Here is a 22,626-nt window from a genome sequence, read left to right as displayed (position 1 = left end):
TAGCGGTTGATTTTCAGGCTGTTAACAGCCTGCGTCCTGCTACTGCCCAAACAGGGCACCGGTGAGCTGGTGCGTCAGGTCGTGGATGAGGTCGAGCCGGTCCGCGCTGTCGGCGTCGTCCGGCCCCCACGTGTAGATGACCACCGCATAGGAGCGGTCGCCGGCACTGAGCAGCGCGGCGTCGTGGACATAGCCCTGGACCACGCCGTACTTGTGGTGAACCGTGATGCCGGGGGCGGTGGCCGCCGGGATGAGGTCCTCGTCATTGGTCTTTTGCATGTAGCCGAGCAGTTCGGCGGTGTGCCCGGCGTCCAGGAGCTTGCCCGTGGCGAGCTGGTTGAGGAGCCGCGCCATGTCGGCCGGGGCCAGGAGGTTCTGTTGGGGATCGTAGGTGATGCCCAGGCTGGCGGCGTAGGCGGTCAGGCGGGGGTAGCCGATGTCCTGCATCAGCAGGAGCCACGAGTCATCGCTGCTGGTGTTGATCATGGCCTTGAGCTGGAACGCGGCGGTGAACGCGCCCAGGGGAGCGTCGAGGGACTTGTCGCCCGTTTCCACGAGATGGTAGTAGGCGGCGGCGGTCAGGACCTTGGCGGTGCTCGCCGCCGTGTAAGGTGCCACGTCGCCGTAGCTCTGCAGCCGGCCGTCGCCGGTGTCCACCACGGCGACGCCGATCCGGTGCTCGGGGTGCTCGCCGATGATCCGCTGGATCTCGGCGGAGAGGTCGACGGCGGGGCGCGGCGCCGCCGTCGGCGCGGTTTGGTCCGCGGCGGACTGGTGCTCCTCCGGCCGGTGGGCGACGGTAAGGAATTCACCCTGCGGTGACGGCACGGTGCGGATGGCGCCTAGGACGACGGCGGCGGCCAGTACCAGCGCGGCGGCGGCCCAGACCAGAAGCAAGTTCCTGCGGTGGACGGGAGCGGCCGGCCGGCTGCCCGGATTCGTCATGAGCGTGGACCTTCCGGACTCAACGGGGTGCTCAGCACCGTGCTGAACCGCATCGTTTCGATGAATAACGGTGGTCTTTCTGACGTTAGGCGGGGCCGGAGGCGAAGTCCACGAAGCGCGCGGGGCACGGCCGAAGTCTGTCCAAATTCCTACGTCGGCAGCCGGTGCGGCGCGATCTGCAGGTAGTGCTCCAGGACGTGGTCGGCGATCGCCAGGGCGGACGTCGCCGCGGGGGAGGGTGCATTGCGCAGCAGAGTGACGGCGCCGAGCCGGTCCACGGCGAAATCATCCAGCAGGGAGCCGTCGGCAGACCACGCCTGGGCACGGACCCCGGCGCCGGCTTTCCTGGCGAGGTCGCCCGGCTGCAGTTCGGGCAGGAACTGCCGGGCCTGCCCGAAATACAGCGGCTTGAACAGCGACGCCGAGATCTCCCGGGCTCCCATCCGCCAGTGCTGCCGGGCCAGGGCCGGCGCGCCGGGCCACCTCAGCGAGGCCAGCGTGTCCGGCAGGGACACCCGGGCCCACGAGTAGCCCTCCCGTGCCAGGGCCGGCACCGCGTTGGGGCCGACATGGACGTCGTCGTACACGCCGCGGGTGAAGTGCACGCCCAGGAAGGGGAAGCGCGGGTCCGGCACCGGGTAGATCATGCCGCGGACCAGGTGGCTCCGGGCGGCGGCCATCACCCAGTATTCGCCGCGGAACGGCAGGATCGCCGGGGACGGGCTGGCCCCGACCATCCCGGCCACCACGTCTGACTGCAGACCCGCACACACCACCAGCCGGTCGAACGTATGCGTGGCGGCCGGTGTGGAGACGTGCACCGCGCCGCCGGCGTTGCTGACGGCCACCACCTCCTGGCCCAGGAGCACGGACCCGCCGCCCAGCCGCACGTCCTGCGCCATGGCCTCGGTGATGGCGGCGTAGTCCACGACGGCAGTGTGCGGCGAGTGGACGGCCGCGACGCCCGCGGCGTGCGGCTCGATCTCGCGCAGTTCCGCCCGGGTGAGCCGTTTCATGCCCGGGACGCGGTTCTCCCGGGCGCGGCGCTCGATTTCGGCCAGCCGCGGCAGCTCCGCCTCGGTCACCGCGACTACCAGCTTCCCGAGCTCGCGGTACGGCAGGCCCTTGTCGCGGCAAAAGTCCCGGGTGAGGGTCCGGCCGCGGGCGCACAGGACGGCTTTGAGTGAGCCGGGCTGGTAATACAGGCCGGCATGGACCACCCCGGAGTTGTGCCCGGTCTGGTGCGCGGCCACCCGGTGCTCTTTTTCCAGGACCGTGACGTCGAAGTCCCCGGTCCGGACCAGGGCGCGGGCAATCGCCATGCCCACGATCCCGCCGCCAATGATTCCGATCCGAGCCGCCATGCGCGCCGCCTTCCCCGCCTGAACCTGTAAACCAACAACCGGCAATTGAACAACCGGCACTTCAACGCCTGTTGTTGTGGACCCTATCCCGAACGGCGTCCGAATGTCAGGGACGTCCACGGCTCGGGGCACCGGCGCCGGCTCTACTACGCTGGCACTTATGACCCGGAATATTACTGTCAGCCTGCCGGATACATCGCTGCGGGAATACCTGCGGCCGCACCCGGACGTCACCGTCCTGGAGTGGGACCTCGCCGGCGCGCCGCCGCAGCCGCGGATCGACATCGTGGTGCCGCCCTACATGGGCGGCCCGCAGGTCCTGCAAAGCCTGGCGGCCGTGGACACGGCCCTGGTCCAGAGCCAGTCGATCGGGTACGACGGCGTGGCGGACTTCCTGCCGTCCGGCCGGGTTTTCGCCAACGCGGCCGGCGTCCACGAAACCTCCACCGCGGAGCTGGCGCTCGCCCTGATCCTTGCCAGCCAGCGCGAATTCCCCCGCCTGATCCTGAGCCAGCAGGAGGGCCGGTGGGATGCCCGGCCCACCGCCAGCCTGGCGGACCGCCGCGTCCTGATTGTGGGCTACGGCGGGGTGGGCAAGGCGATCGAGGACCGGCTCCTGCCGTTCGAGACCAGCGTGACCCGGGTGGCCAGCAGGGAACGGATGGACGAGCGCGGCCCGATCCACGGCATCGCGGAACTCCACGCCCTGCTGCCGGAGCACGACATCGTGGTGGTGGGCGTTCCGCTCAGCGACTCCACCCGGCACCTCATTGATGATGTCTTCCTCGCGGCCATGCCGGACGGCGCCCTGGTGGTGAACGTGGCCCGCGGCCCCGTGGCGGACACCGACGCCCTGGTCCGGCACACCGCGTCGGGCCGGATCCGCGCCGCGCTCGATGTCACCGATCCCGAGCCCCTGCCGCAGGACCATCCGCTGTGGCGGACCACGGGCGTCATCATCAGCCCCCATGTCGGCGGGGCGAGTTCGGCGATGCGGCCACGGATGGGCCGGCTGCTCCAGCGGCAGATCGAGCTCATGCTGGCGGGGGAGCCGCCGGCGAACGTGGTGCTGAACGGCTAGGCCGGCTACGTAATCGACCGCATCCGGGCGCGATGTGCCCGCGCAACTGCGTTAGCAGCTAGAGATAATCCGTGGCTCGTTCGCGGGCGATTTCCAAGAGAGTGGAGTGGAAGGCCACCTCGGCCGGGGCGTAGACCTTGTCCTCGCGCTGCGCCAGCAGAACCCGCCGCAGCGGGGCAGCGGAACCCAGGCTCAGCACCTTCACGTCAGGATGCTGAAGCGCCACCGCGGTCTTGGGTACCATTGCCACTCCCATTCCCACGCTGACCATGGCCTGGGCCTCCTGGTAGTCGTTGGCTAGGAAGGCAATCTCGGGTTCGAACCCGGCGTCGTGGGCGGAACGCAGCAGAACCTCAACCACGGGGTGGGCCTCGGCGCGCACAATCCAGGACTCGTTGCGCAGGTCCTCCATGCGTACCTGCTCCCGGTCGGCGAGTGGGTGGCTGCGGGCCACCAGGATAACGGTGCTCTCCCGGAAGACTTCTGTTACGCGGATGGAGTCGTCCTGGAAGGGATTCCATGGGTAGTCCCAGAGCAGGCACAGCCCCGTGACCCCGGACTGCAGATCTGCCACCAGTTCATCGAAGCGGGCGCTGCGCAAGGAAAGGCTGATGGCCGGATAGCGCTTTTTAAAGGTCCGGATGACTATGGGCAGGAAGGATCCTGCCAGGGTTGGGAAGGTGCCCACGGTCAGGGAACCCCGTTTGAGACCGGCAATCTGGCCGAGGTCAGACCGGGCTGCCTGCATCTGCCAGACAATCTTGCGGGCGTGGCCGGCCAGCACCTGGCCGGCCTCGGTGGGCACCACCCCACGGGAGCGGCGGGTGAGGAGAGGCTGGCCCACTTCTTGTTCGAGCTTGCGCAACTGTTGGGAGACGGCCGAGGGCGTGTACATCATGAGCTCGGCCGCGGCCGTGATGGAGCCCTGCTCCACCACCTCCAGCAGTAGCGCCAGCCGCCTCATATCGAACAAGTCCTGACCTTCGTCGTTAAGCAAAGGTTCACCCTTCTCCCAATTTGTTTCATTTTCTGTCGCGGCGCGGGCTCCACCCGGGACATCGTGCACTAATCCGGACAAGGCTGCTGGAGGGACGGGAAAATAGTCCGCGCGGCCTGAATGAATTAAGTAATTCTACATCCCCCCGTGAAAATTGAACATTGTCTAAAGATGTGATCTGGCTCAATCTCTTTCTAGGTCCTCATTCAAATCTGAGGCACGAGGAGAAGCGGGAAATACCATGGAGATCGAAGCCCGATGGATGCGCGGAGGCACCAGCAAATGCTGGGTGTTTGATGCGGAGAGTCTTCAGGAGGGCGGCTGCAGCCTCGATGTGCTGCTTCCGCGGCTGTTCGGCAGCCCGGACCCCCGCCAGATCGATGGCGTCGGCGGGGCGACATCAACAACCAGCAAAGCCGTGATCCTGCACCGGCCCGTCAGCGACGACGTCGACGTTGAATACACCTTCGCGCAGGTCGGTATCGAAGAGGCCTCGGTGGACTGGGGCAGCAATTGCGGGAACGGTTCTGCGGTGGTGGGGCTATATGCCATTGAGAAGGGGTGGGTGATCCCCACTGGAGACGTCACCCGGATCGTCACCCGCAACACGAACACCAACCAAATCATCGTCCAGCGGGTGGCCACTCCTGCCGGCGCCCTGGCATCGGTTCCGGAGGCGCAGATGCCCGGCGTACCCTTCCCTGGCTACGCTGTGGGGCTCGGCTTCCAGGACCCGGCAGGCAAGACGACCGGTGCGCTCCTGCCCACCGGTGCGGCCACTGACACGATCATGGCGGGCGGAACCCGATGGACCGTGTCGATGGTCGACGCCGGAGCTCCTGTGGTGATGGTCCGCGCCGAGGAGCTTGGCCTGGACACGGCCAGGTACGACAGCTGGCGCGCCGGAGTGGAACTGCAGCTGGATACCCTCGAGCAGATCCGGAGGCAGGCAGCTGTGCGGATGGGGCTGGTCCGCACGACAGCCGAAGCGGCCCGGGCCATCCCGAAGCTCGCAATCGTAGCTTCCCCCGCCCCGACGGACCCCGGCGCCGACGCCAGCGTCATGATGCTCTCCATGGGAAAGCCCCACCCGGCCCTGGCCATCACCGGCAGCATCGCCCTGACCCTGGCCGCCGGCACCGCCGGCACCGTGATGCACACTTTCACGGGCGACACTCCAAGGAGCACGCTCCGGCTCCGCACCCCCGCCGGGGTGATCGAGACGTGGAGCGAGGAACACGACGGGACGGTCCTCGTGGGCGTCGACCGTACGGCCCGCACGATCGCTACAACCACCATCCATCTCCCCGAGGTCCCCGGCAGCGCCGTCGCTGCCGCCCTCGCGGGAGCTACTCGCTGAGGAGACCATCATGACCCAGACTGAGCACCGCACCGCTGTCGCTGCGGCCGAGACTCGGGGCAGCGATGCTCCGCGTCCGTCCCGGCGCCGCCGCCGCCGTATCCTACTGGTGGCGGTGGCCGCCGGGTTCGCGATCCTGGCTTTGATTGCCCTCGTGCTGGGGGGTGACATCTTCAACCCTTCAGCCACCGCGGAACCGGAGCACTCCATGACCGCCGTCCAGATCATCCCGCTCGTCATCCTCGTCGGAATGTTCGTCGTCGCCACTAAATGGCCGCTGAACATCGGCGTCATGGGGCTGGTCGCGTCCTTCGGCGTGGGCTACTTCATGCTTGGAATGACGGACAAGCAGATCCTTGAGGAATTCCCGGCCAGCATCGTCTTGACGATCATCGGAGTCACGTACTTCTTCAGCATGGCCCAGAGGAACGGCACTATCGACATCATTGTCCAGAGCTGCGTGCGCCTTGTCAGGGGCAAGACGATGCTGCTGCCCTGGGTGTTCTTCCTGATCGCCGCCGCTCTCACCTCACTTGGCACCTTCTCGCCGGCTGCGGTCGCGTTGCTTGCGCCGGCGGCCATCGGGTTCGCCTACGAATCCCGGATCCACCCAGTTCTGATGGGTGCGTTCATCATCAACGGGGCTCACGCCGGCGGTTTTTCCCCGCTGTCCGTGGCCGGTGTGCTGGTACACGACATCGCCTTGAAGAACGGATTTCCCGTCTCCCAAGGCGCACTCTTTATCGCCAGCTTCGCCATCAATCTCATCCTGTCCGTGCTCACAATCGTGCTGTTCGCCCTCCTGGGCAAGCTGCGCGACGGCGAAGGAGGCCAGCATGCCGACGTCGACACCGCCCGGCCCACCCGCCCTCGCGGCCAGCAGATCCTCACGCTGGCGCTGATCGCGGTGATGCTGGTGTGCACACTGGGCTTCCACATGCCGATCGGCTTCGTCGCCCTCTCCGCCGGCCTCCTGCTGGCCCTGGTCAACATCAAGGAACACCGAACGTTCATCGGCGGCATCTCCTGGTCCACGGTCCTGCTCGTGGCCGGCATGATCACCTACGTCTCCCTGCTCCAGCACGTGGGCGTCATCGACACCCTCGCAGAGCAAGCTTTGGCACTCGGCGCGCCGCTGCTGGTGGCATTGGTCCTCTGTTACGTCATTGGTGTCGGCTCGGCCTTCGCCTCCTCCACTGCGTTGCTGACTGCGTTCATCCCGCTGGCCGGCCCGCTCCTTGCCACCAGCTCGCTCAGCGCCTCCGGAACCGTAGCCGCACTGGCCATCGCCGCCACCGTCGTGGACGTCTCCCCGTTCTCCACCGACGGCGCGCTGGTCGTCGCCAATGCCCGTGAGAACGACCGGCAGCGCGTCTACCGCCAACTGATGGCCTATGCCGGAGGCGTGGTTCTGGTGGCGCCGGCCCTCGCCTGGGTCCTGCTGGTACCTACCGGCATCATGTAACCGGTCCGGCCGCGGCGATTTCGGCAACGCAACGGCACGTACCGTACCCATCAGCGGGGACGCCACGGAAGAATGCCCGGACACATCTAGTCCGCCGGCACCAGACCGCAGTGGGGCGGCGAATGATGATCACCCGGATCGTCGCCTATTCGCAACGCGCGCCGCCCCACTGCACTGACCCCAGGACCGTGCCAGTGCCGCCGCAGCGGCGGCGTCGCTCCGCACCGGGCGTTCAGGCGGAGCGGCTACGTGGCATGGTCCGGGGAGTTGCCCGTCCCGGTGGTGTCCACGACGCAGAACCGGTTTCCTTCCGGATCGGACAGGATCACGTAGTCCGCGTCCGCCGGCCGCTTGCTCCACTCGACCCGGGTGGCGCCCAGGTCCAGGAGACGCTGCACCTCGGCGTCCTGCTGGTCCGCGTAAAGGTCCAGATGCAGGCGCGGCGGGATCTGGACGGCCGCGGGGACGCGGTCCAGGGAGATGCATGTGCCGCCGCCGCCCGGCGGCTGGAGGATGACGAAGTCGCCGTCGGGCTCGTATCGGGGCTCGTAGCCCAGGGCAGCCTGCCAGAATCTCATCTGGCGTTCGAGGTCGTTCACGCGGATCACAATCGAGCCGATGCTCAGCATCCGCCCCAAGCTACACCCGGGCCGCAGGCCCGGCAAGGAAGCGCCGCTAAACAGTCCGGCCCGGCAATAACGGGAGGCCGATGACGGTTTGCGACGCTGCCTGACGTCGTGTGTCCGTTGGTGACGTCGCGTTTCCGCGGTTGACCTTCCGTGGCGCCGGCCTTTGATCCGGATCAGGGTGCGTCCGTAATGTCATGGCATCCGATCACCCGATCACCGTTCACCTCGTCCATTTGGGGTCACTGGCCATGGCCCCCGGCGGGTACCCCCATTCACTGAAGGACTTTTCCATGACATCCAACCACCAGCCAGGGTCCACCCGCATTGTCGCGGGCGAATCGCGAGGCCCTAGCCGTCACCGTGGTCGCAAGATCGCCCTCGCCACCGCCCTGGTGCTCCTGATCGGGGCCGGTGCCGCGGTGGCGTCCTCGCTGTCCCGCAGCCCGGAGGCGGCGCCGGCGGTGGCCGCCGCGGACACCGGTCCGGCCGCCGAGCTGCGGCTGGGTTACTTCGGGAACATCACGCACGGCGCGGCCCTGGTCGGTGTCAGCCGGGGGCTGATCGCGAAGGAGCTGGGCCAGACGAAGCTGAGCACGCAGGTCTTCAACGCCGGCCCGGCCGCGATCGAGGCCCTCAACGCCGGCGCGATCGACGCGACCTACATCGGCCCGAACCCGGCGATCAACTCCTACGTCAAGAGCAACGGCCAGTCCGTCAGCATCATCGCCGGCGCCGCGGCCGGCGGGGCGCAGCTGGTGGTTAGGCCGGGCATCAACACGGCCGCGGATCTGAAGGGCACGACGCTGGCCTCCCCGCAGCTGGGCGGGACCCAGGACGTGGCCCTGCGGGCCTGGCTCGGCAAGCAGGGGTTCAAGACCTCCACCGACGGCGGCGGCGACGTCGCGATCAACCCCACCGAGAACGCCCAGACCCTGAAACTGTTCCAGGACGGCAAGCTCGACGGGGCGTGGCTGCCGGAGCCCTGGGCCTCCCGCCTGGTCCTGCAGGCCGGGGCGAAGGTCCTGGTCGATGAGAAGGACCTGTGGGACGGTTCACTGTCTGGCAAGCCCGGCGAGTTCCCCACGACGGTCCTGATCGTGAACAAGAAGTTCGCGGCCGAGCACCCGGCCACCGTGCAGGCGCTCCTGAAGGGCCACGCCGAATCCGTGGCCTGGCTCAACACGGCCCCGGCCGGGGAGAAGGCCACGGTCCTCAACGGCGCGCTGAAGGCAGCGTCCGGCTCGGCGCTGCCGGCGGACGTGATCGACCGGTCCCTGAAGAACATTGTCTTCACGATCGACCCGCTCGCCGGGACGTACAAGAAGCTGCTGCAGGACGGCGTCGACGCCGGCACCACCAAGCAGGCCGACATCAACGGCATCTTCGACCTCACGGCCCTCAACAGCGTTCTCGGCGAGACCGCGGCCGGGCAGAAGATCTCCGCCCAAGGCCTCGGCAAGGACTAAAGGTCCCCAGATCGGCCCGAAGCTGGAAGCATCTTCCGCTCACCGTGAGCGGAAGATGCTTCCGTGTGTTAAGGGTCCGTACGTTTAAGGATTACTAGACTCAGTCCGTGAAGATCTCCTTGGCTACTGCGATTGCGGACATGGCTTTGGGCCATCCGGCGTAGAAGGCCAGATGGATGATGGCCTCCTTGAGTTCGGTTTCGGTCAGGCCTTTGGTCTTTGCCCGGGCAAGATGTCCCGGCAGCTGGTCGGTGCTGCCGCTTGTAATCAGGCTGGCGACCGTGATGAGGCTGCGGTCCCGCGGCGAGAGTTCGCTACGCTCCCAGATGTCGCCGAAGAGCACGCCGTCGGTGAGGTCCACAAGTTTGGGCGCAAAGTCGCCGATGAGTTGTTGAGCGCGGGTCTGGCTTGTTTCAGTCATGGAGCGGTCCTTTCGGTTATCGGACTGCTTGGGTGTGGGCTGTCGCGTAGTCGAGATCGGTGACCGGTTCGAGCCATGTGGCGCTCTGCCCGTTGTCGTGTTCGGCCAAGGCCAGGTGGCACATCAGGCTGGCGGGTACGGCGCCGTGCCAGTGTTCTTCGCCGGGCGGCGTGTGGACTGTGTCTCCGGGGCGCATGAGAATGGCCGTCCCGTCGCGTGTGCCGACCAGCCCGGCGCCCTCGGTGCACCGCAGGGTCTGCCCCAGTGGGTGGGAATGCCAGTTGGTGCGGGCCCCCGGGGGTGAAGTGCACCAACGCGGCAACCAGCCTCGACGGCGCCTCGCCGGCATGGAGCGGGGTGAGGTAAACGTCTCCCGTGAACCTCTCGGCCGGGGCCTTTGCAGTGGGTGCCGGGTCAATGAGTCTCATGCTGTTTTCCTTTGGTCACTGTTTTCCTTGGACCACGGTTTTCTTTGACCACGGCGCAGCCTCAGGGCGGCTAATACGAGAATGACGAGGATCAGCGCGGTCCACCCGAGGCTTGCGCGCAGCCCTTCCATGAAGCCCTGCACGATCGCCCGGCCGCGCTGACCGGCCGTCCTGGCAGGCCTCCCGGATCAGGGCCAGGGATGTCACCGTGATCGAAGGGCTGACGGCGGAGACGGGCATGAGGTCCTTTCGAAGCGGGAAGAGCAACTGATTCAAGAAAACCAGCCCCTTCAGACCCCGGGGAGTGCCTGTTGTACGGTGTACTGCCAGTTCCTGTTAGAGGCCTCCTTCGGCGTCGTAGCGTAGGGGGATGGACAACAACAAGGACGTCCGCGAGTTCCTCATGAGCCGCAGATCGCGCATCACCCCCGCCCAGGCCGGCCTGACTGCCTACAGCGCGACGCGGCGGGTCGCCGGACTCAAGCGCGAGGAAGTCGCCCTGCTGACCGGTGTCAGCACGGAATATTACGCCCGCCTCGAACGCGGCAACCTGCGCGGAGTCTCTGACTCCGTCCTGGACTCGCTCGCCCGGGCCTTGCAGCTGGATGAGGCCGAACGGGCCCACCTGTTTGACCTGGCCAAAGCCGCAGCACCGTCCCGTCCGGCCGGCAGCCGCAGGGCACGGGCCGAAGTGCGGCCGAGCGTCGAACGGATTCTCGCCGGGATGACCGGCACGCCCGCGTACGTCCGGAACTCACGCATGGAGATCGTGGCAGCGAACAGCCTCTGCTTCGCCCTCTACGCCGGCATCCTCGCCCCCGATGCCCTTCCCCTCAACCTCGCCCGGTTCATGTTCCTCGATCCCCGCTCACAGGACTTCTTCGTCGACTGGAACATCCTCGCCGACGACTTTGCGGCCGCCCTCCGCTCCGAGTCCGGCCGCAATCCGCGCGACCGGTACCTGAACAGCCTCATCGGTGACCTCGCCGCCGGAAGCACCGAATTCTCCACCCGCTGGGCCCGGCACAATGTCCGCTTCCACCGGACAGCACGCAAAACCCTGCGCAACCCCCTCGTCGGCGAGATCGAACTCACCGGCGACGACCTCGAACTGCCCGGAGAAGGCCTGACGCTCATCGCCTACACCGCCGAACCCGGCAGCCATGCCCAGGAACAGCTCAACTTCCTGGCCAGCTGGAACGCCGGAAAGCCCCTCCCCGCCCGGCTCCCGCTAGTCACGCACTGTCCAACCCGCCCGAAGGCGATGTGCCGGAGTGACCATGCTGATGCGATGAGATCCAGAGTCCGCCCTGCATCGCTTCGCCCTGAGAGGAACCCGGCTTACTCCCGGCCGCCGGACGTAAACTGACCCTCACATTGTTCTGCGTGAAACTGTGCGTGTCGCGTGAAGTGGAGACCGGATGCTCTGGAAGCTGCTCGTCGAGTACCTGCGGCCGCAGCGGCGGCTGCTGGTCGCCGTCGTCGTCTTCCAGCTGGCGGCGTCCATCGCCTCGCTCTACCTGCCGACCCTGAACGCGGACATCATCGACCAGGGCGTGGCGCGGGGGGACACGGACTACATCCTGCGCGTCGGCGGCATGATGCTCATGGTTACCCTGCTGCAGATCGCGTGCACCATCGCCGCCGTGTACTTCGGCGCGAAGGCCGCGATGGCCCTGGGCCGGGACGTCCGGGGCGCCATCTTCAGCCGGGTGGCCGCGTTCTCCGAGCAGGAAGTCACCCGGTTCGGGCCGCCCAGCCTCATCACCCGCTCCACCAACGACGTCCAGCAGGTCCAGCAGCTGGTCCTGATGTCCGCCACGCTCATGGTCACGGCGCCCATGCTATGCATCGGCGGGGTGATCATGGCCATCCGGCAGGACCTGCAGCTGTCCTGGCTGATCGCCGTCAGCGTGCCGGTGCTCCTGATTGCGGTGGGCTCGATCATTACCCGGATGGTGCCGCTGTTCCGGCTCATGCAGACCCGGATCGACACCGTCAACCGGGTGCTGCGCGAGCAGCTCACCGGCATCCGCGTGGTGCGGGCCTTCGTCCGGGAGGACGTGGAGACCGCCCGCTTTGCCCGCGCCAACGAGGACGTCACGGACACCGCCCTGCGCGCCGGCCGGCTCATGGCGCTCGCATTCCCCACCGTGATGCTGGTGCTCAACGTCTCCAGCACGGCCGTGATCTGGTTCGGCGCGTTCCGGATCGAGGACGGCTCCATGCAGGTGGGCACCATGATCGCGTTCCTGAGCTACCTCATGCAGATCCTGATGTCCGTCATGATGGCCACGTTCATGGCGATCATGATCCCGCGCGCCTCCGTCTCGGCGGACCGGATCGGCGAGGTGCTCGGGACCGAATCCAGCGTCCGGCCGCCGGAACACCCGGTCAGCAGCGCGGTGCGCCGGGGTGAACTGGAGATGATCGACGTCGGGTTCGCCTACCCGGGGGCCGAGCAGCCGGTGCTCCAGGACGTCACCTTCACCGCCCGCGCGGGGCAGACGACGGCGATCATCGGCAGCACCGGCTCCGGCAAGACCACCCTGGTGAACCTGATGCCGCGGCTCTTCGACGCGACGTCCGGCTCGGTGCGGATCGACGGCGTGGACGTCCGTGAGCTCCACCCGGACCTGCTGTGGGGGCACATCGGCCTGGTCCCCCAGAAGCCCTACCTGTTCTCCGGCACGGTGCGCAGCAACCTGCTCTACGGCAAACCGGACGCCACCGAGGCCGAGTTGTGGCGGGCGCTGGGGATAGCGCAGGCGGAGGACTTCGTCCGGGAGATGGAGGGCGGGCTGGATGCGCCGATTTCGCAGGGCGGCACCAACGTTTCCGGCGGCCAGCGGCAGCGGCTCGCGATCGCCCGGGCGCTTGTGAAACGGCCCGAGCTCTACATCTTTGATGACTCGTTTTCCTCGCTGGACACCGCCACGGACGCCCGGTTGCGGCTGGCGCTCAAGAAGAACACCGCGGGGGCCACCCTGGTGATCATCGCCCAGCGGGTCTCCAGCATCGCGGACGCGGACCAAATCCTGGTGCTGGACCGCGGCAGGATTGTCGCCCACGGCACGCACGAGGAGTTGCTGGAGACATCGGAGACGTATCAGGAGATTGTGAACTCCCAGCTCGCGGCGGAGGAGGCGGTATGAGCCGCACCGACAAGGCGCCGACGCCGGCCCCCGCCGCCGCGCCCGCGGCCGGTACGACCCCCGGCGCCGCTCCGGCCGCGCAGGCCCCGCTGCGGATTCCCCGCCCGGCGGGCGGGCCGGGCCGCGGCGGCCCGTTTGCCGGGATGAACATCCCGGCCGAGAAGGCGATGAACTTCGGCCCGTCCGCCCGGCGGCTGCTGGGGGAGCTGCGGCCCGAACGGCTGTGGCTGACGCTGGTCCTGCTGCTCGCCGTCGTGAGCGTGACGTTCTCGGTGATCGGGCCCCGGCTGCTGGGCGAGGGCACCAACCTGATCTTCGCCGGCGTCGTGTCCAAGCAGTTGCCCGCCGGGGTGAGTCAGGACCAGTTGATCGCCCAGCTGCGCGCCGCCGGGGAGAACCAGAAGGCGGACATGCTCAGCGCCATGACGCTGACGCCGGGCACCGGGATCGACTTCGCCGCGCTGGCCACGGTGCTGCTGTGGGCGCTGGTGCTGTACGTGCTGGCCTCGGCGTTCGGCTGGATGCAGGCCTATATTCTCAACGGCGTCGTGCAGCGCACGGTCTTCCGGCTGCGTGAGCGGATCGAGGCGAAGATCAACAGGCTGCCGCTGCGCTACTTCGATACCGTGCAGCGCGGCGAGCTGCTCAGCCGGGTGACGAACGACGTCGACAACATCTCCCAGAGCCTGCAGCAGTCCATCAGCCAGGCCGTCACCTCGCTGCTGACCGTCGTGGGCGTTCTGGTGATGATGCTCCTGCTCTCGCCCACGCTGGCGATCATTGCCTTGGTGACCATTCCGCTGACCCTCGTGACCACCACCGTGATCGCCAAGCGCTCGCAGAAGCTGTTCGTCGCGCAGTGGAGACACACCGGCGAGCTGAACGGGCAGATCGAGGAGACGTACACCGGGCACGCGCTGGTGAAGGTGTTCGGCCGGCAGCGCGAGGTGGAGGAGCGGTTCCGGCAGAAGAACGTGGAGCTGTACCAGGCGAGCTTCGGCGCGCAGTTCATTTCCGGGCTGATCATGCCGGCCATGACGTTCATCGGGAACCTGGTCTATGTGGGGATCGCCGTGGTGGGCGGCCTGCAGGTGGCGTCGGGGGCGATGCAGTTGGGCGATGTGCAGGCGTTCATCCAGTACTCCCGGCAGTTCACCCAGCCGCTGGCCCAGCTGGGGTCCATGGCGAACCTGCTGCAGTCCGGCGTGGCCTCGGCCGAGCGGGTGTTTGAGCTCCTGGACACCGAGGAGCAGTCGGCCGACCCGGTGCCCGGCGAGGCTCCTTCCGATGGGCGGGGGCGGCTGGTGTTCGAGAACGTCTCCTTCTCCTACTCGCCGGACAAACCGCTGATCTCTTCGCTCAGCCTGGTGGCCGAGCCGGGCCAGACCGTCGCCATTGTGGGCCCCACCGGCGCAGGCAAGACCACGCTGGTGAACCTGATGATGCGCTTCTACGAGCTCGACGCCGGGCGGATCACGCTCGACGGCGTGGACATCACCGCGATGACCCGCAACGAGCTGCGCTCGCGGATGGGCATGGTGCTGCAGGACACTTGGCTGTTCGGCGGGACCATCCGGGACAACATCGCCTACGGCCGGCCCGGCGCCACGGAGGCCGAGATCCTCGAGGCTGCCCGTGCGACGTACGTGGACCGGTTTGTCCGGTCCCTGCCGGACGGTTACGACACCGTGCTCGACGACGAGGGCTCCAATGTCTCGGCGGGTGAGAAGCAGTTGCTCACCATCGCCCGGGCGTTCCTGGCCCGGCCGTCCGTGCTGATCCTGGACGAGGCGACTTCTTCAGTGGATACCCGCACCGAGGTGCTCGTGCAGAAGGCCATGAGCGCCCTGCGGTCCGACCGGACTTCGTTTGTCATTGCCCACCGGCTTTCCACCATCCGCGACGCCGACCTCATCCTGGTGATGGAATCCGGGCAGATCGTGGAGCAGGGGACCCATGCCCAGCTGCTGGCTGCCGGCGGGGCGTATGCGGCGCTGTACGCGGCGCAGTTCGCGGCACCTGTGGCGGAGGTTTAGGGCACGCAGCTAGAAGGATCCACGAGTCCACGATTGATAAGGCCACAGGACGTCTCGCCTTCAACTTATGGAGTCTACATATGCGCTGTCATCGGCCTTCCCCCGGAATTTTTCAAGTCCAGCGGTACGATGGTGAGTTAGACAGCCGTCCTTAGGCTGCTTCTTTTTCGGTGGTTTCGTTGGGTTGGTTGATCCATGCCGGCCCGGGTAGGGCCAGGATTTTGGGGTCTGTGGTGGTGCCGAATCGGTGGGGGGTGTTTGGCCCTGGCCGCGGCCAGGGTCTGTGAGCGTTTCCGGGGGACTCCGTCGGCGAGGCCGTAGTACACGTTGGCCGGGGTGTGGAAGCCGATGCCGGAGTGCTGGTGTTGATGTTTGTACCAGTCCACGAATCCGTTGATGAGTGCCGGGGCATCGCCCAGGTAGGCGAGGCGCCCGGGGAATTCAGGCCCGTATTTCATGGTCTTGAAAAGCGACTCCGAGTAGGGGTTATCGTTGCTCACCCGGGGCCTGGAATGGGACCGGGTGACTTCCAGATCCGAGAGGAGCGCCGCCACGGTCTTGGAGGTCATCGAGGTTCCGCGGTCCGCATGCACGACGTGCGGGATGCCGTGGATGCCGAAGATCTCCTTCATCATTTCCACGGCAGGGATCGCCGATTCGGTGGCGTGCACGTGCGCGCCGACGATGAACCGCGAATGGATATCGGTCATCAGGTAGCAGTCGAAGTCTTTGCCCTTCACCGGGCCGGCGAGCTTGGGGATGTTCCATGAAAGCACCTGGCAGGGGCGGTGGCGACCAGTTCGGGGATTGCCCGGGCCGGGTGCCTGGCCAGGGCCCGGCGTTCCTTCACCTGCTGGTTTTCCTCCAGCACCGGGTTGAACGTGGAGACCGATCCCAGGTAGATCTCCGCTGCTGCGTATGAACTACTCCGCTGTGGGGGCTCGACGAACCCCCAGAACGCGCCAAGGGGAATACGGCGGGGCATAGCCATCGGATGGCCTTAATGGTCGGGAGAACCATCGGTAGCCTCAGGCGGGGACCTTGGTGTCGGAACGGTTGGCATCGGAAGTGGCGTCCGCCGGCAGGGACTTCAGCCCGGCCGCGCAGCCAACGATCCCGGCGATGAACAGCACCTTCAACAGGCTGAAGGGTTCGACGCCGGTTACCATGGCCCAGCCGACGGTCAGGGCGGCGCCTATTCCTACCCAGACGGCGTAGGCGGTGCCTAGCGGGATGCTGCGGATGGCCGTGCCCAGCCCGATCATGCTCAGGGTGGCCGTCACGGCGAAAACCACGGTGTGGAGGGGAACTGTGAAGCCGTTGGACAGGCCGAGGGATGTGGCCCACACGGCTTCCAGCACGGCGGAGCCAAGCAGCAGCAGCCAGGCTCGTGAACGTTGGCTCATTGCGCCGCTATCTTTAGTCCGACCACGCATCCGGCGATGCCGGTGAGCAGCAGCAGGCGCGCCGTCGTCGGGCGTTCAGCTTTGGTGAGCATCGCGTATGCGGAGGTCAGTATCACGCCGACGCCTACCCAGACGGCGTAGGCGGTGCCGGTGGGGATGGTGTGCATGGCGAAGGCGAGGCCGGTCATGCTGGCGAGTACGGAGGCCAGGAAGAGGAGTGCGGGGGCGATGCGGCGCCTGCCGGAGCACTGGAACGTCCGGTGCAGGGCAGCGGCCCAGACGGCTTCCAATGCCCCGGAGGAGATGAGGATTAACCACGACATGACAGATCCTTTGGCCACGCCTGGAACGCCCGACGCCGGGTGGCCCGGGCGGTGGCCAGCCTCACCGCCGGAATGCCCCGGCGCAGGACAGGAAGAACAAAGCTGATGTTAGCCGGCAGCTGGGCCATGGCTGACGCATCAAAGCCCGCCAGTCTCAAGATTAGCCTCCCTATTGGTTGGTACCGGGAGCTCCCCCAATGCGAAACGGAAGGCCCCGGGCTGTGTTGCGCACTCAATCCGTCTCTGGTCCGGTGCAGAAGAAGCACTCCCCGGGTTCGAGGCTTGAGTCGCAAGTCTTTTCGATGAGGTGTTCATCGGCATCATTTAGCGCCACGCTTACGGTTCGTGTATCCATGGCCGCTACTTTCTCGCTTGTGGACTCATCGGGTGGCAGCGCCCAATCGTCCGGCCAACCAGGCAGCGGGTCCTGCTGCTGAAGGACTGGGCCGCAGCGCTCATTGGGGATCAGCACTTATGCCATGGTGGCGAACATGAGGGCCATGATGGCGGCGCCGAGGGCTTCGAGGCTGTGTTGTTTTCGGGGGGAGTGTTTTGGGACTGTTTTGTTGGGGGCTGTGGTTGCCGGTTTCCGGTTGCGCAGTAGGAGGGCGATGAAGACCACTGCCGCGGTGGCGAAGATGATTGTCAGTGGGATGGCGAGATTGGGCAGGTGATTGAGGGTTGCGGTGGCTGTAGTGGGGGTTGCGGCTGTCATCGCGTGGTGGGCGTGCGGCATTGACATTCCGCCTGCCGGAACAATTTCGTGGCCCGCTGTTGTGCTCATCTGACCCATCATGGTGGCCATGAGGGCGGCGCCGGCCATGCTGAGGCTGTGGTAAGCGCATTTGAGCCGGCCTTGGCTGCCGGCGCAGAGTATTTTGAATTCCGGCCGGGCGACCGCCTGAATGATAAACCACAGTGCCGCGCCGGCGAGGACTGCGATCTGGGCCAGCATGGTCGAGGGCGCGAGGTTCCACAGCATGGCCGCCATCAGGACGTTCATAAGGGCATGGAGGCTGTTGTTGACGCGGTCGGTGACGTGGTGGGACCGTGTCGCCTGCAGAACGTGATAGCTTCCGCCAAGCATCAGCACGGCCGTGAGGGTCCAGGTAATTGCGGGGATATTGAACACGCGGATCACACTCTCACTACAGGGTTGGGGCAGGTGCAGGTCGGTCCCCGGTGCTGTAGCTACAGCACCGGGGACCGCCTGTTTGAGGGTTGTTCGTTCCCAGCTTTAGGGTCATGTGCCTGGTTCTTGGCTTTCCCTGAAGCCGGGCTGGGTCTATTTATCGGTGGTGCAGCATGTTCCGGTGTTGGTTGTTTCGGTTCGGTTTTCGTTGCTGGGCAGGTTCAGGGTGGGGTTTTGGTCGAAGAAGCCGTGGGGTTCGAGCATGAAGCCGATGTTCTGGCGGGGCATGACGGGCCAGTCTTCGAGGCGGACGACGTGGTGCATGCCGAAGGTGTACCAGACGACGAGGTCCTGGTCGACGATGTTCCGGTCTGCTTTGGTCCAGATGTGCAGGCCGTCGTCGGCGCCGGTGGCCTGGTTGGGGAATTCGCCGGCTGCGAAGCGTTCGGTCCGGTCGTAGGCGGTGACCCAGAGGTTGTTGCGGGCGAACTGGGCTCGTTTGCTGACGTAGGACTCGTCGCCGGCGGCGAGCTGGATGCCGTCGGTGGGGATGAGGCGGTAGGCGACCGGTTCGTTGACCAGGTTCTTGCTGTCGCGGTTGGCGATCTTCCAGAAGCGGTGCTTGGAGGAGTCTGTTTTCCGGATGGCGGCCTGTTCGGTTTCCAGGAGCCGGTCCACTGCCATGAAGGCGGTGTGGGTGGGGTTGTCTTCGGGGATTTTCATGTCCACTTCGTAGACGGCGTTGCGGGGTCCGTCGATTTCGAAGTCCATGCGGACGTTGAACATGTGCTGGTGGATCGGTGCGTAGAGTCCGTCGTTGTTCAGGGTCTGGCCGTAGGGGCTCTTCTCGCCGGGCTTCTGGCCGGCGGTGGAGAGGATGCCGGTGGCCTTGACCAGGAACTCGATGCTGCCGTCGAGGAAGAGGTGCCAGTAGAAGGCGTACTCGTAGTTCGCGACGGTGGCAATGAAGGAGATCACGAGCTTGCGGCTGCGCCGGGTTTCGGTGGTGCCCTCGCGGAAGTCGAAGTGCTTCCAGAGGATGGAGTCGTCTTCCTCGTGCATGCAGATGGCGTTCTCGATGGTCAGCGGGTTGCCGTGGCTGTCGGCGGTGATGCCGTCGAAGTACTTGATTTCGCCCAGGCAGTCACAGCCCAGGGTCAGGGAGTTGGCCATGTTGCCGATGTTGTATTCGCCGGAGTCGAAGGCGTTCTTTTTGGCCTGGACGGGGGCGGTATCGCCGTAGGGGACGACCATTTCCGACAGTGAGGCCCGGTTGATCACGGGACGTTCGACGCCCTTGTTGCGGAACTTCAGCTGGTGCAGGACCAGGCCCTCGCGGGGGGTGAAGCCGACACGGAAGGACCAGTCGGCCCACTGGACGTGGTTTCCGGTGACCGTGAAGGACGCGCCTTCGGGCTGGGTGATGGAGATCGGCTTGAGGTCGGTGCGGGCCGGCCCGACGTACTTGGGCAGGTAGTTGCCGCTGGCGCTGGGGACGGGGATGGCCTGGTCATCCTCGACCTTGACGACGTCCCCGGAGTTCAGGTCCACGATGACGATGAAGTTCTCGATCGGGTGCGCGTACGGGCTGTCATCGGCCTCCTCGCGGACGAACACCAGGGCGCGCATCAGGCGCCGGCCCTCGTCGTCTTCACCGAAGTAGCCCACGGACCACGGCTCGAAGCAGACCAGGGACATGTCGGTGATCCCGCGCTTGGCCAGGGCGGCCTGGACCTCGGGGTTCTTCCGGCAGCTCTCTTCACCCTCGGCGAACTCGTCCAGCATGAACGGAGGCTGGATGTTCGCAGCCAGCTGCGTCCATTTCGAGACGATGCCCGAATCAAGGTCGACAATCGCTTCGTAGGAACGTCCCTCGGCACGGTTGACCAGGACCGCGTCAGCCTCGCGCACCGTCTGAGCGCCGCTCCGCAGCAGTTCCTTCTCCGGCTCGCGCAGCTCAATACTGATAAAGCGGAACGACTCCGCCGCGGCCTGGCCACCCTTCAGGATCGCAGCCGCCCGGGAAATCTCGGCGCGGGACAACGGATCCAGAGGGTGCGATACCCCTACAACGGTCTCGGTTTCAGTGTTAAGAGTCATGGTTTTCTCCTTGATTGTTCAGGGCGAGGGATCCCTATGGCCTGGCAGGTGAATTGCCCCGCGAAATGTGTGGGATTTGGCGAATAGGTGGCAGACCACTCATGTGCTTGAAACCTGCCTGGAGGACGCCGAGCCTAGACGGCTGCAGTTGGCCTGCAAGCTCCTGACCCGGCAAACCGGCATCCCTTAAGTTGCTAAAGGCCAGTGGAGCTCTACCCTGAACTCCACCAGCGTGACGCCGGTCACGTGTTCCTCTTCACTGCCAAGCTACTTCAAATAAATCATTTAGTCTAGCTTTTTTTATGGATATTCTTATGCGTCGTTTTTCGTTCGGAACAGTCGTGTTCCGGCCGATATGGGCCCCAGGACAGGGTGCCGACCCGCTGGTTAGCGCGCCAGCAGCCAATCAGATGCCGCTTTGCGATAGCGGATGATGCCTTTGTATTCGGCCATGTCGTCGGGTAGTTCGGCCAGCACATGGCCCATTTTTTCCCGCCACGCAGGTACCCGGGCAATGTCGGTGAGGGGCAAGAGGTGGGTCCGCACCAAGAACAGGAGGGCACCGGAGTGGGGGAGACGGATCAAGTGCTGTACTTCCACCCGCAGATGGAGCTTCTCCGGCATGGCAGGGTCGTCGGCTATGGTGCTGCGGTCCGGGCCCCATTCAGGGTAGGTTTCCGTGGAGGTGTCCATACGCCGGCCGATGGTCATCGTCCAGTTGGTCCGCCGGAATTGTTCCCCGGGCTGCAGGCGCAACAGGAACTGCTCAGCCCGGCTGATGATGCGTTCTTCCTTTACCCGCGGGACGGGGTGGTGGATTTCGAGGAAGTTCATGCCGACATCGAATCCGAATGACCAGTCGGCGGCGAACGTCACGAGGCCGGCATCCAGCCACAGCGTATCTTCACGGACGTCAAGAAGAATGATGTCGTCCTGGATCTGGCTGCCGAGGAACCGCATTGGCCCCTCCGGCAGTGAACTGTCGTCGCCGACGGTGAATTCCACCTCGAGATTCTGCAAGCCATTACGCCAGCGGCAGCTGTTTCCTTCACGCTGGAACGACATCGTATCCGGGTAATCTTCCGCCATGGAGGACAGCAGAGTGGTGAGGGCGTCCCATACTGCCGGTCGCATGTGGGGGAGGACATTCACACGGGAAGGGTCGCGGCTCAGTACCTTGGCGCGCTCGGCCAGTTCGTCCAGATAATGTTCATCGATGTCCACCAAATGGGCTCCCCAGGCGCCGGCTTCTGTCGGTGCTGTCTTGGTGGCCGGTTCGACGTTCGCGCTGTACCGGTAGGTGTCGGAGGCAAAAGGAAAGGGGAAGCGCCTGATCCGTTCCGGGAGGAGGGCGGCGTCAGGATCAATATCGATGATTGTGCTACTCAAAGGTCCAACTCCAATTCTGGGTCGTTGCTGCGCGAAACACAGCACATCATGGTGGCGTTCGCTGCTTTTTCCTGGTCGGACAGGTAAAGGTCCCGGTGCTGAGGTACGCCGCGAAGTACCGGGAGGACACATTCGCCGCAGATTCCTTTGCGGCACATATTGGGGATGGTTTTCCCTGCCGCTTCGAGCGTCTCCAGCAGCGAAACGCCGGCCGGAACTTCCAAGCGAACGCCGCTGCGTGCCAGATGCGCCGTAAAAGGTTCGCCCGCATCCAGTTCGGCTGCGCCAAAGGCTTCTGAATGGAGCCGGGCGGATGACCAGCCTTGGCTGCGGGCCTCTTCGAGGACCGCATCCATGAAGACAACCGGACCGCACACGTAGAGGTGGGTTCCGAGGGGCTGCGTGATAAGCGCTTCCGCCAGAACATTTTGGAAACTGCCCCGGTCAGTGCACTCGACCAAAGCGGTCAACCCCGGCCCCAGCAGTTCCCGCGCTTCCGCCACGTGGGCGCCGGCGGCTGGCCGGTGCACGTAGATCATTGATGCTGTGTTGCCACGTTCTACCGCGGCCCTGGCATGCGAAAGAATCGGCGTGATCCCGATGCCTGCAGCAACAAGCAGATGATGCTTCGCTGTTGATGCGGGCGCAAACGCACTCCGGGGGCGCGAAACGTTAACCCGGTCACCGACGGAGAGCCGGTGCATGGCCACGGAGCCGCCGGCACCCTCTTCGACCCTCAGCACAGAGATGTTGTATTCGGATGGCGCGTTGCCTGAACCTGTCAGCGAGTATGCGTTGACGCCGCTCCCGTATTGAACTACCAGGTGGCTTCCCGGGACGTAGGAGGGCAACCTTCCACCTTCCGGAGCAGCCAATGTAATGCTGACAATCGATTCCGTCTGACGGCTGACGTTTGTCACCTCGAGGTG

19 protein-coding genes and 2 pseudogenes are annotated in these 22,626 nt (G+C 65.8%); 7 read left to right on the top strand and 14 right to left on the bottom strand.

Annotated features, from left to right (window positions below; genetic code table 11):
* Window positions 1-39: 39 nt before the first annotated feature.
* Together LDO15_RS19980 and lhgO are read right to left on the bottom strand one after the other, a co-directional pair.
* Complete coding sequence (locus LDO15_RS19980) at window positions 40-945, bottom strand: serine hydrolase (protein WP_223981596.1); 906 nt, start codon at window positions 943-945, stop codon at window positions 40-42.
* A 149-nt stretch (window positions 946-1,094) separates the two neighbouring features.
* Entirely contained in the window at window positions 1,095-2,309 is a 1,215-nt protein-coding gene (lhgO, locus tag LDO15_RS19975; protein ID WP_223981593.1) for an L-2-hydroxyglutarate oxidase, read from the bottom strand.
* Window positions 2,310-2,469: 160 nt separating this feature from the next.
* Between lhgO and LDO15_RS19970 the strand changes: the two genes are divergently transcribed.
* Window positions 2,470-3,390 (top strand): 2-hydroxyacid dehydrogenase, encoded by a 921-nt coding sequence (locus LDO15_RS19970; RefSeq protein WP_223981590.1) that lies wholly within the window; start codon window positions 2,470-2,472, stop codon window positions 3,388-3,390.
* Between the two features lie 58 nt (window positions 3,391-3,448).
* Here LDO15_RS19970 and LDO15_RS19965 read toward each other — a convergent pair whose 3' ends face one another.
* Entirely contained in the window at window positions 3,449-4,354 is a 906-nt protein-coding gene (locus LDO15_RS19965; protein ID WP_223987568.1) for a LysR family transcriptional regulator, read from the bottom strand.
* A 274-nt stretch (window positions 4,355-4,628) separates the two neighbouring features.
* Here LDO15_RS19965 and LDO15_RS19960 point away from each other — a divergent pair, with 274 nt between their 5' ends.
* Both LDO15_RS19960 and LDO15_RS19955 read left to right on the top strand, forming a co-directional pair.
* The gene (locus LDO15_RS19960; protein ID WP_223981587.1) at window positions 4,629-5,747 is read left to right on the top strand and encodes a PrpF domain-containing protein; all 1,119 of its coding nucleotides are present in this window, start codon (window positions 4,629-4,631) and stop codon (window positions 5,745-5,747) included.
* 10 nt (window positions 5,748-5,757) lie between these two features.
* The gene (locus tag LDO15_RS19955) at window positions 5,758-7,212 is read left to right on the top strand and encodes an SLC13 family permease (protein WP_223981585.1); all 1,455 of its coding nucleotides are present in this window, start codon (window positions 5,758-5,760) and stop codon (window positions 7,210-7,212) included.
* A gap of 245 nt (window positions 7,213-7,457) precedes the next feature.
* Here LDO15_RS19955 and LDO15_RS19950 read toward each other — a convergent pair whose 3' ends face one another.
* Window positions 7,458-7,841: a VOC family protein gene (locus tag LDO15_RS19950; protein WP_223981583.1), complete on the bottom strand. Its 384-nt coding sequence runs from the start codon at window positions 7,839-7,841 to the stop codon at window positions 7,458-7,460.
* A 290-nt stretch (window positions 7,842-8,131) separates the two neighbouring features.
* Here LDO15_RS19950 and LDO15_RS19945 point away from each other — a divergent pair, with 290 nt between their 5' ends.
* Window positions 8,132-9,307: an ABC transporter substrate-binding protein gene (locus LDO15_RS19945; protein ID WP_223981581.1), complete on the top strand. Its 1,176-nt coding sequence runs from the start codon at window positions 8,132-8,134 to the stop codon at window positions 9,305-9,307.
* 100 nt (window positions 9,308-9,407) lie between these two features.
* Here LDO15_RS19945 and LDO15_RS19940 read toward each other — a convergent pair whose 3' ends face one another.
* The 3 genes and pseudogenes from LDO15_RS19940 to LDO15_RS23550 all read right to left on the bottom strand — a co-directional run.
* Window positions 9,408-9,728 (bottom strand): carboxymuconolactone decarboxylase family protein, encoded by a 321-nt coding sequence (locus LDO15_RS19940; protein WP_223981579.1) that lies wholly within the window; start codon window positions 9,726-9,728, stop codon window positions 9,408-9,410.
* 16 nt (window positions 9,729-9,744) lie between these two features.
* Window positions 9,745-9,924 (bottom strand): hypothetical protein, encoded by a 180-nt coding sequence (locus LDO15_RS23555; protein ID WP_346656001.1) that lies wholly within the window; start codon window positions 9,922-9,924, stop codon window positions 9,745-9,747.
* A 3-nt stretch (window positions 9,925-9,927) separates the two neighbouring features.
* Window positions 9,928-10,077 (bottom strand): annotated as a pseudogene (locus LDO15_RS23550) (hypothetical protein); the annotation flags it as partial.
* Window positions 10,078-10,526: 449 nt separating this feature from the next.
* On the opposite strand from LDO15_RS23550, the gene LDO15_RS19930 reads away from it, so the two are divergent.
* Genes LDO15_RS19930 through LDO15_RS19920 form a run of 3 tightly spaced genes read left to right on the top strand, consistent with a single transcriptional unit; the run spans window position 10,527 to window position 15,347 of the window.
* Window positions 10,527-11,525, top strand: coding sequence for a helix-turn-helix transcriptional regulator (locus LDO15_RS19930; protein WP_223981577.1), 999 nt, complete (start codon window positions 10,527-10,529; stop codon window positions 11,523-11,525).
* A 52-nt stretch (window positions 11,526-11,577) separates the two neighbouring features.
* Entirely contained in the window at window positions 11,578-13,311 is a 1,734-nt protein-coding gene (locus LDO15_RS19925; RefSeq protein ID WP_223981575.1) for an ABC transporter ATP-binding protein, read from the top strand.
* A complete protein-coding gene (locus LDO15_RS19920) occupies window positions 13,308-15,347 on the top strand; it encodes an ABC transporter ATP-binding protein (RefSeq protein WP_276572934.1) in 2,040 nt (679 codons plus the stop codon). The genes LDO15_RS19925 and LDO15_RS19920 overlap by 4 nt, the downstream gene beginning before the upstream one ends.
* 151 nt (window positions 15,348-15,498) lie before the next feature.
* Here LDO15_RS19920 and LDO15_RS19915 read toward each other — a convergent pair.
* From LDO15_RS19915 to LDO15_RS19885, 7 genes and pseudogenes are all read right to left on the bottom strand, one after another.
* A pseudogene (locus LDO15_RS19915) lies at window positions 15,499-16,248 on the bottom strand (DDE-type integrase/transposase/recombinase); the annotation flags it as partial.
* 127 nt (window positions 16,249-16,375) lie between these two features.
* On the bottom strand, window positions 16,376-16,753 hold the full coding sequence (locus LDO15_RS19910) for a multidrug efflux SMR transporter (RefSeq protein ID WP_223981573.1): 378 nt from the start codon (window positions 16,751-16,753) through the stop codon (window positions 16,376-16,378).
* On the bottom strand, window positions 16,750-17,076 hold the full coding sequence (locus LDO15_RS19905; RefSeq protein WP_223981570.1) for an SMR family transporter: 327 nt from the start codon (window positions 17,074-17,076) through the stop codon (window positions 16,750-16,752). Before LDO15_RS19905 ends, LDO15_RS19910 begins: the two co-directional genes overlap by 4 nt.
* 472 nt (window positions 17,077-17,548) lie before the next feature.
* The gene (locus LDO15_RS19900; RefSeq protein ID WP_223981567.1) at window positions 17,549-18,208 is read right to left on the bottom strand and encodes a DUF5134 domain-containing protein; all 660 of its coding nucleotides are present in this window, start codon (window positions 18,206-18,208) and stop codon (window positions 17,549-17,551) included.
* A 153-nt stretch (window positions 18,209-18,361) separates the two neighbouring features.
* Window positions 18,362-20,308: a primary-amine oxidase gene (locus LDO15_RS19895; protein ID WP_223981564.1), complete on the bottom strand. Its 1,947-nt coding sequence runs from the start codon at window positions 20,306-20,308 to the stop codon at window positions 18,362-18,364.
* A gap of 387 nt (window positions 20,309-20,695) precedes the next feature.
* On the bottom strand, window positions 20,696-21,697 hold the full coding sequence (locus tag LDO15_RS19890) for a DUF3445 domain-containing protein (protein WP_223981561.1): 1,002 nt from the start codon (window positions 21,695-21,697) through the stop codon (window positions 20,696-20,698).
* Window positions 21,694-22,617, bottom strand: coding sequence for a PDR/VanB family oxidoreductase (locus LDO15_RS19885; RefSeq protein WP_223981558.1), 924 nt, complete (start codon window positions 22,615-22,617; stop codon window positions 21,694-21,696). Before LDO15_RS19885 ends, LDO15_RS19890 begins: the two co-directional genes overlap by 4 nt.
* Window positions 22,618-22,626 lie beyond the last annotated feature (9 nt).

The sequence above is a fragment of the Arthrobacter sp. NicSoilB8 genome, from assembly GCF_019977355.1.
GTDB lineage: Bacteria > Actinomycetota > Actinomycetes > Actinomycetales > Micrococcaceae > Arthrobacter.
Note: the sequence above shows the minus strand (reverse complement) of the source record. Positions and strands in the feature narration are given on the sequence as shown.

Coding starts and splice junctions, on each gene's coding strand:
- LDO15_RS19980 (WP_223981596.1), bottom strand. CDS start 945: ATGACGAATCCGGGCAGCCGGCCGGCCGCTCCCGTCCACCGCAGGAAC.
- lhgO (WP_223981593.1), bottom strand. CDS start 2,309: ATGGCGGCTCGGATCGGAATCATTGGCGGCGGGATCGTGGGCATGGCG.
- LDO15_RS19970 (WP_223981590.1), top strand. CDS start 2,470: ATGACCCGGAATATTACTGTCAGCCTGCCGGATACATCGCTGCGGGAA.
- LDO15_RS19965 (WP_223987568.1), bottom strand. CDS start 4,354: ATGAGGCGGCTGGCGCTACTGCTGGAGGTGGTGGAGCAGGGCTCCATC.
- LDO15_RS19960 (WP_223981587.1), top strand. CDS start 4,629: ATGGAGATCGAAGCCCGATGGATGCGCGGAGGCACCAGCAAATGCTGG.
- LDO15_RS19955 (WP_223981585.1), top strand. CDS start 5,758: ATGACCCAGACTGAGCACCGCACCGCTGTCGCTGCGGCCGAGACTCGG.
- LDO15_RS19950 (WP_223981583.1), bottom strand. CDS start 7,841: ATGCTGAGCATCGGCTCGATTGTGATCCGCGTGAACGACCTCGAACGC.
- LDO15_RS19945 (WP_223981581.1), top strand. CDS start 8,132: ATGACATCCAACCACCAGCCAGGGTCCACCCGCATTGTCGCGGGCGAA.
- LDO15_RS19940 (WP_223981579.1), bottom strand. CDS start 9,728: ATGACTGAAACAAGCCAGACCCGCGCTCAACAACTCATCGGCGACTTT.
- LDO15_RS23555 (WP_346656001.1), bottom strand. CDS start 9,924: ATGCGCCCCGGAGACACAGTCCACACGCCGCCCGGCGAAGAACACTGG.
- LDO15_RS19930 (WP_223981577.1), top strand. CDS start 10,527: ATGGACAACAACAAGGACGTCCGCGAGTTCCTCATGAGCCGCAGATCG.
- LDO15_RS19925 (WP_223981575.1), top strand. CDS start 11,578: ATGCTCTGGAAGCTGCTCGTCGAGTACCTGCGGCCGCAGCGGCGGCTG.
- LDO15_RS19920 (WP_276572934.1), top strand. CDS start 13,308: ATGAGCCGCACCGACAAGGCGCCGACGCCGGCCCCCGCCGCCGCGCCC.
- LDO15_RS19910 (WP_223981573.1), bottom strand. CDS start 16,753: ATGAGCCAACGTTCACGAGCCTGGCTGCTGCTGCTTGGCTCCGCCGTG.
- LDO15_RS19905 (WP_223981570.1), bottom strand. CDS start 17,076: ATGTCGTGGTTAATCCTCATCTCCTCCGGGGCATTGGAAGCCGTCTGG.
- LDO15_RS19895 (WP_223981564.1), bottom strand. CDS start 20,308: ATGACTCTTAACACTGAAACCGAGACCGTTGTAGGGGTATCGCACCCT.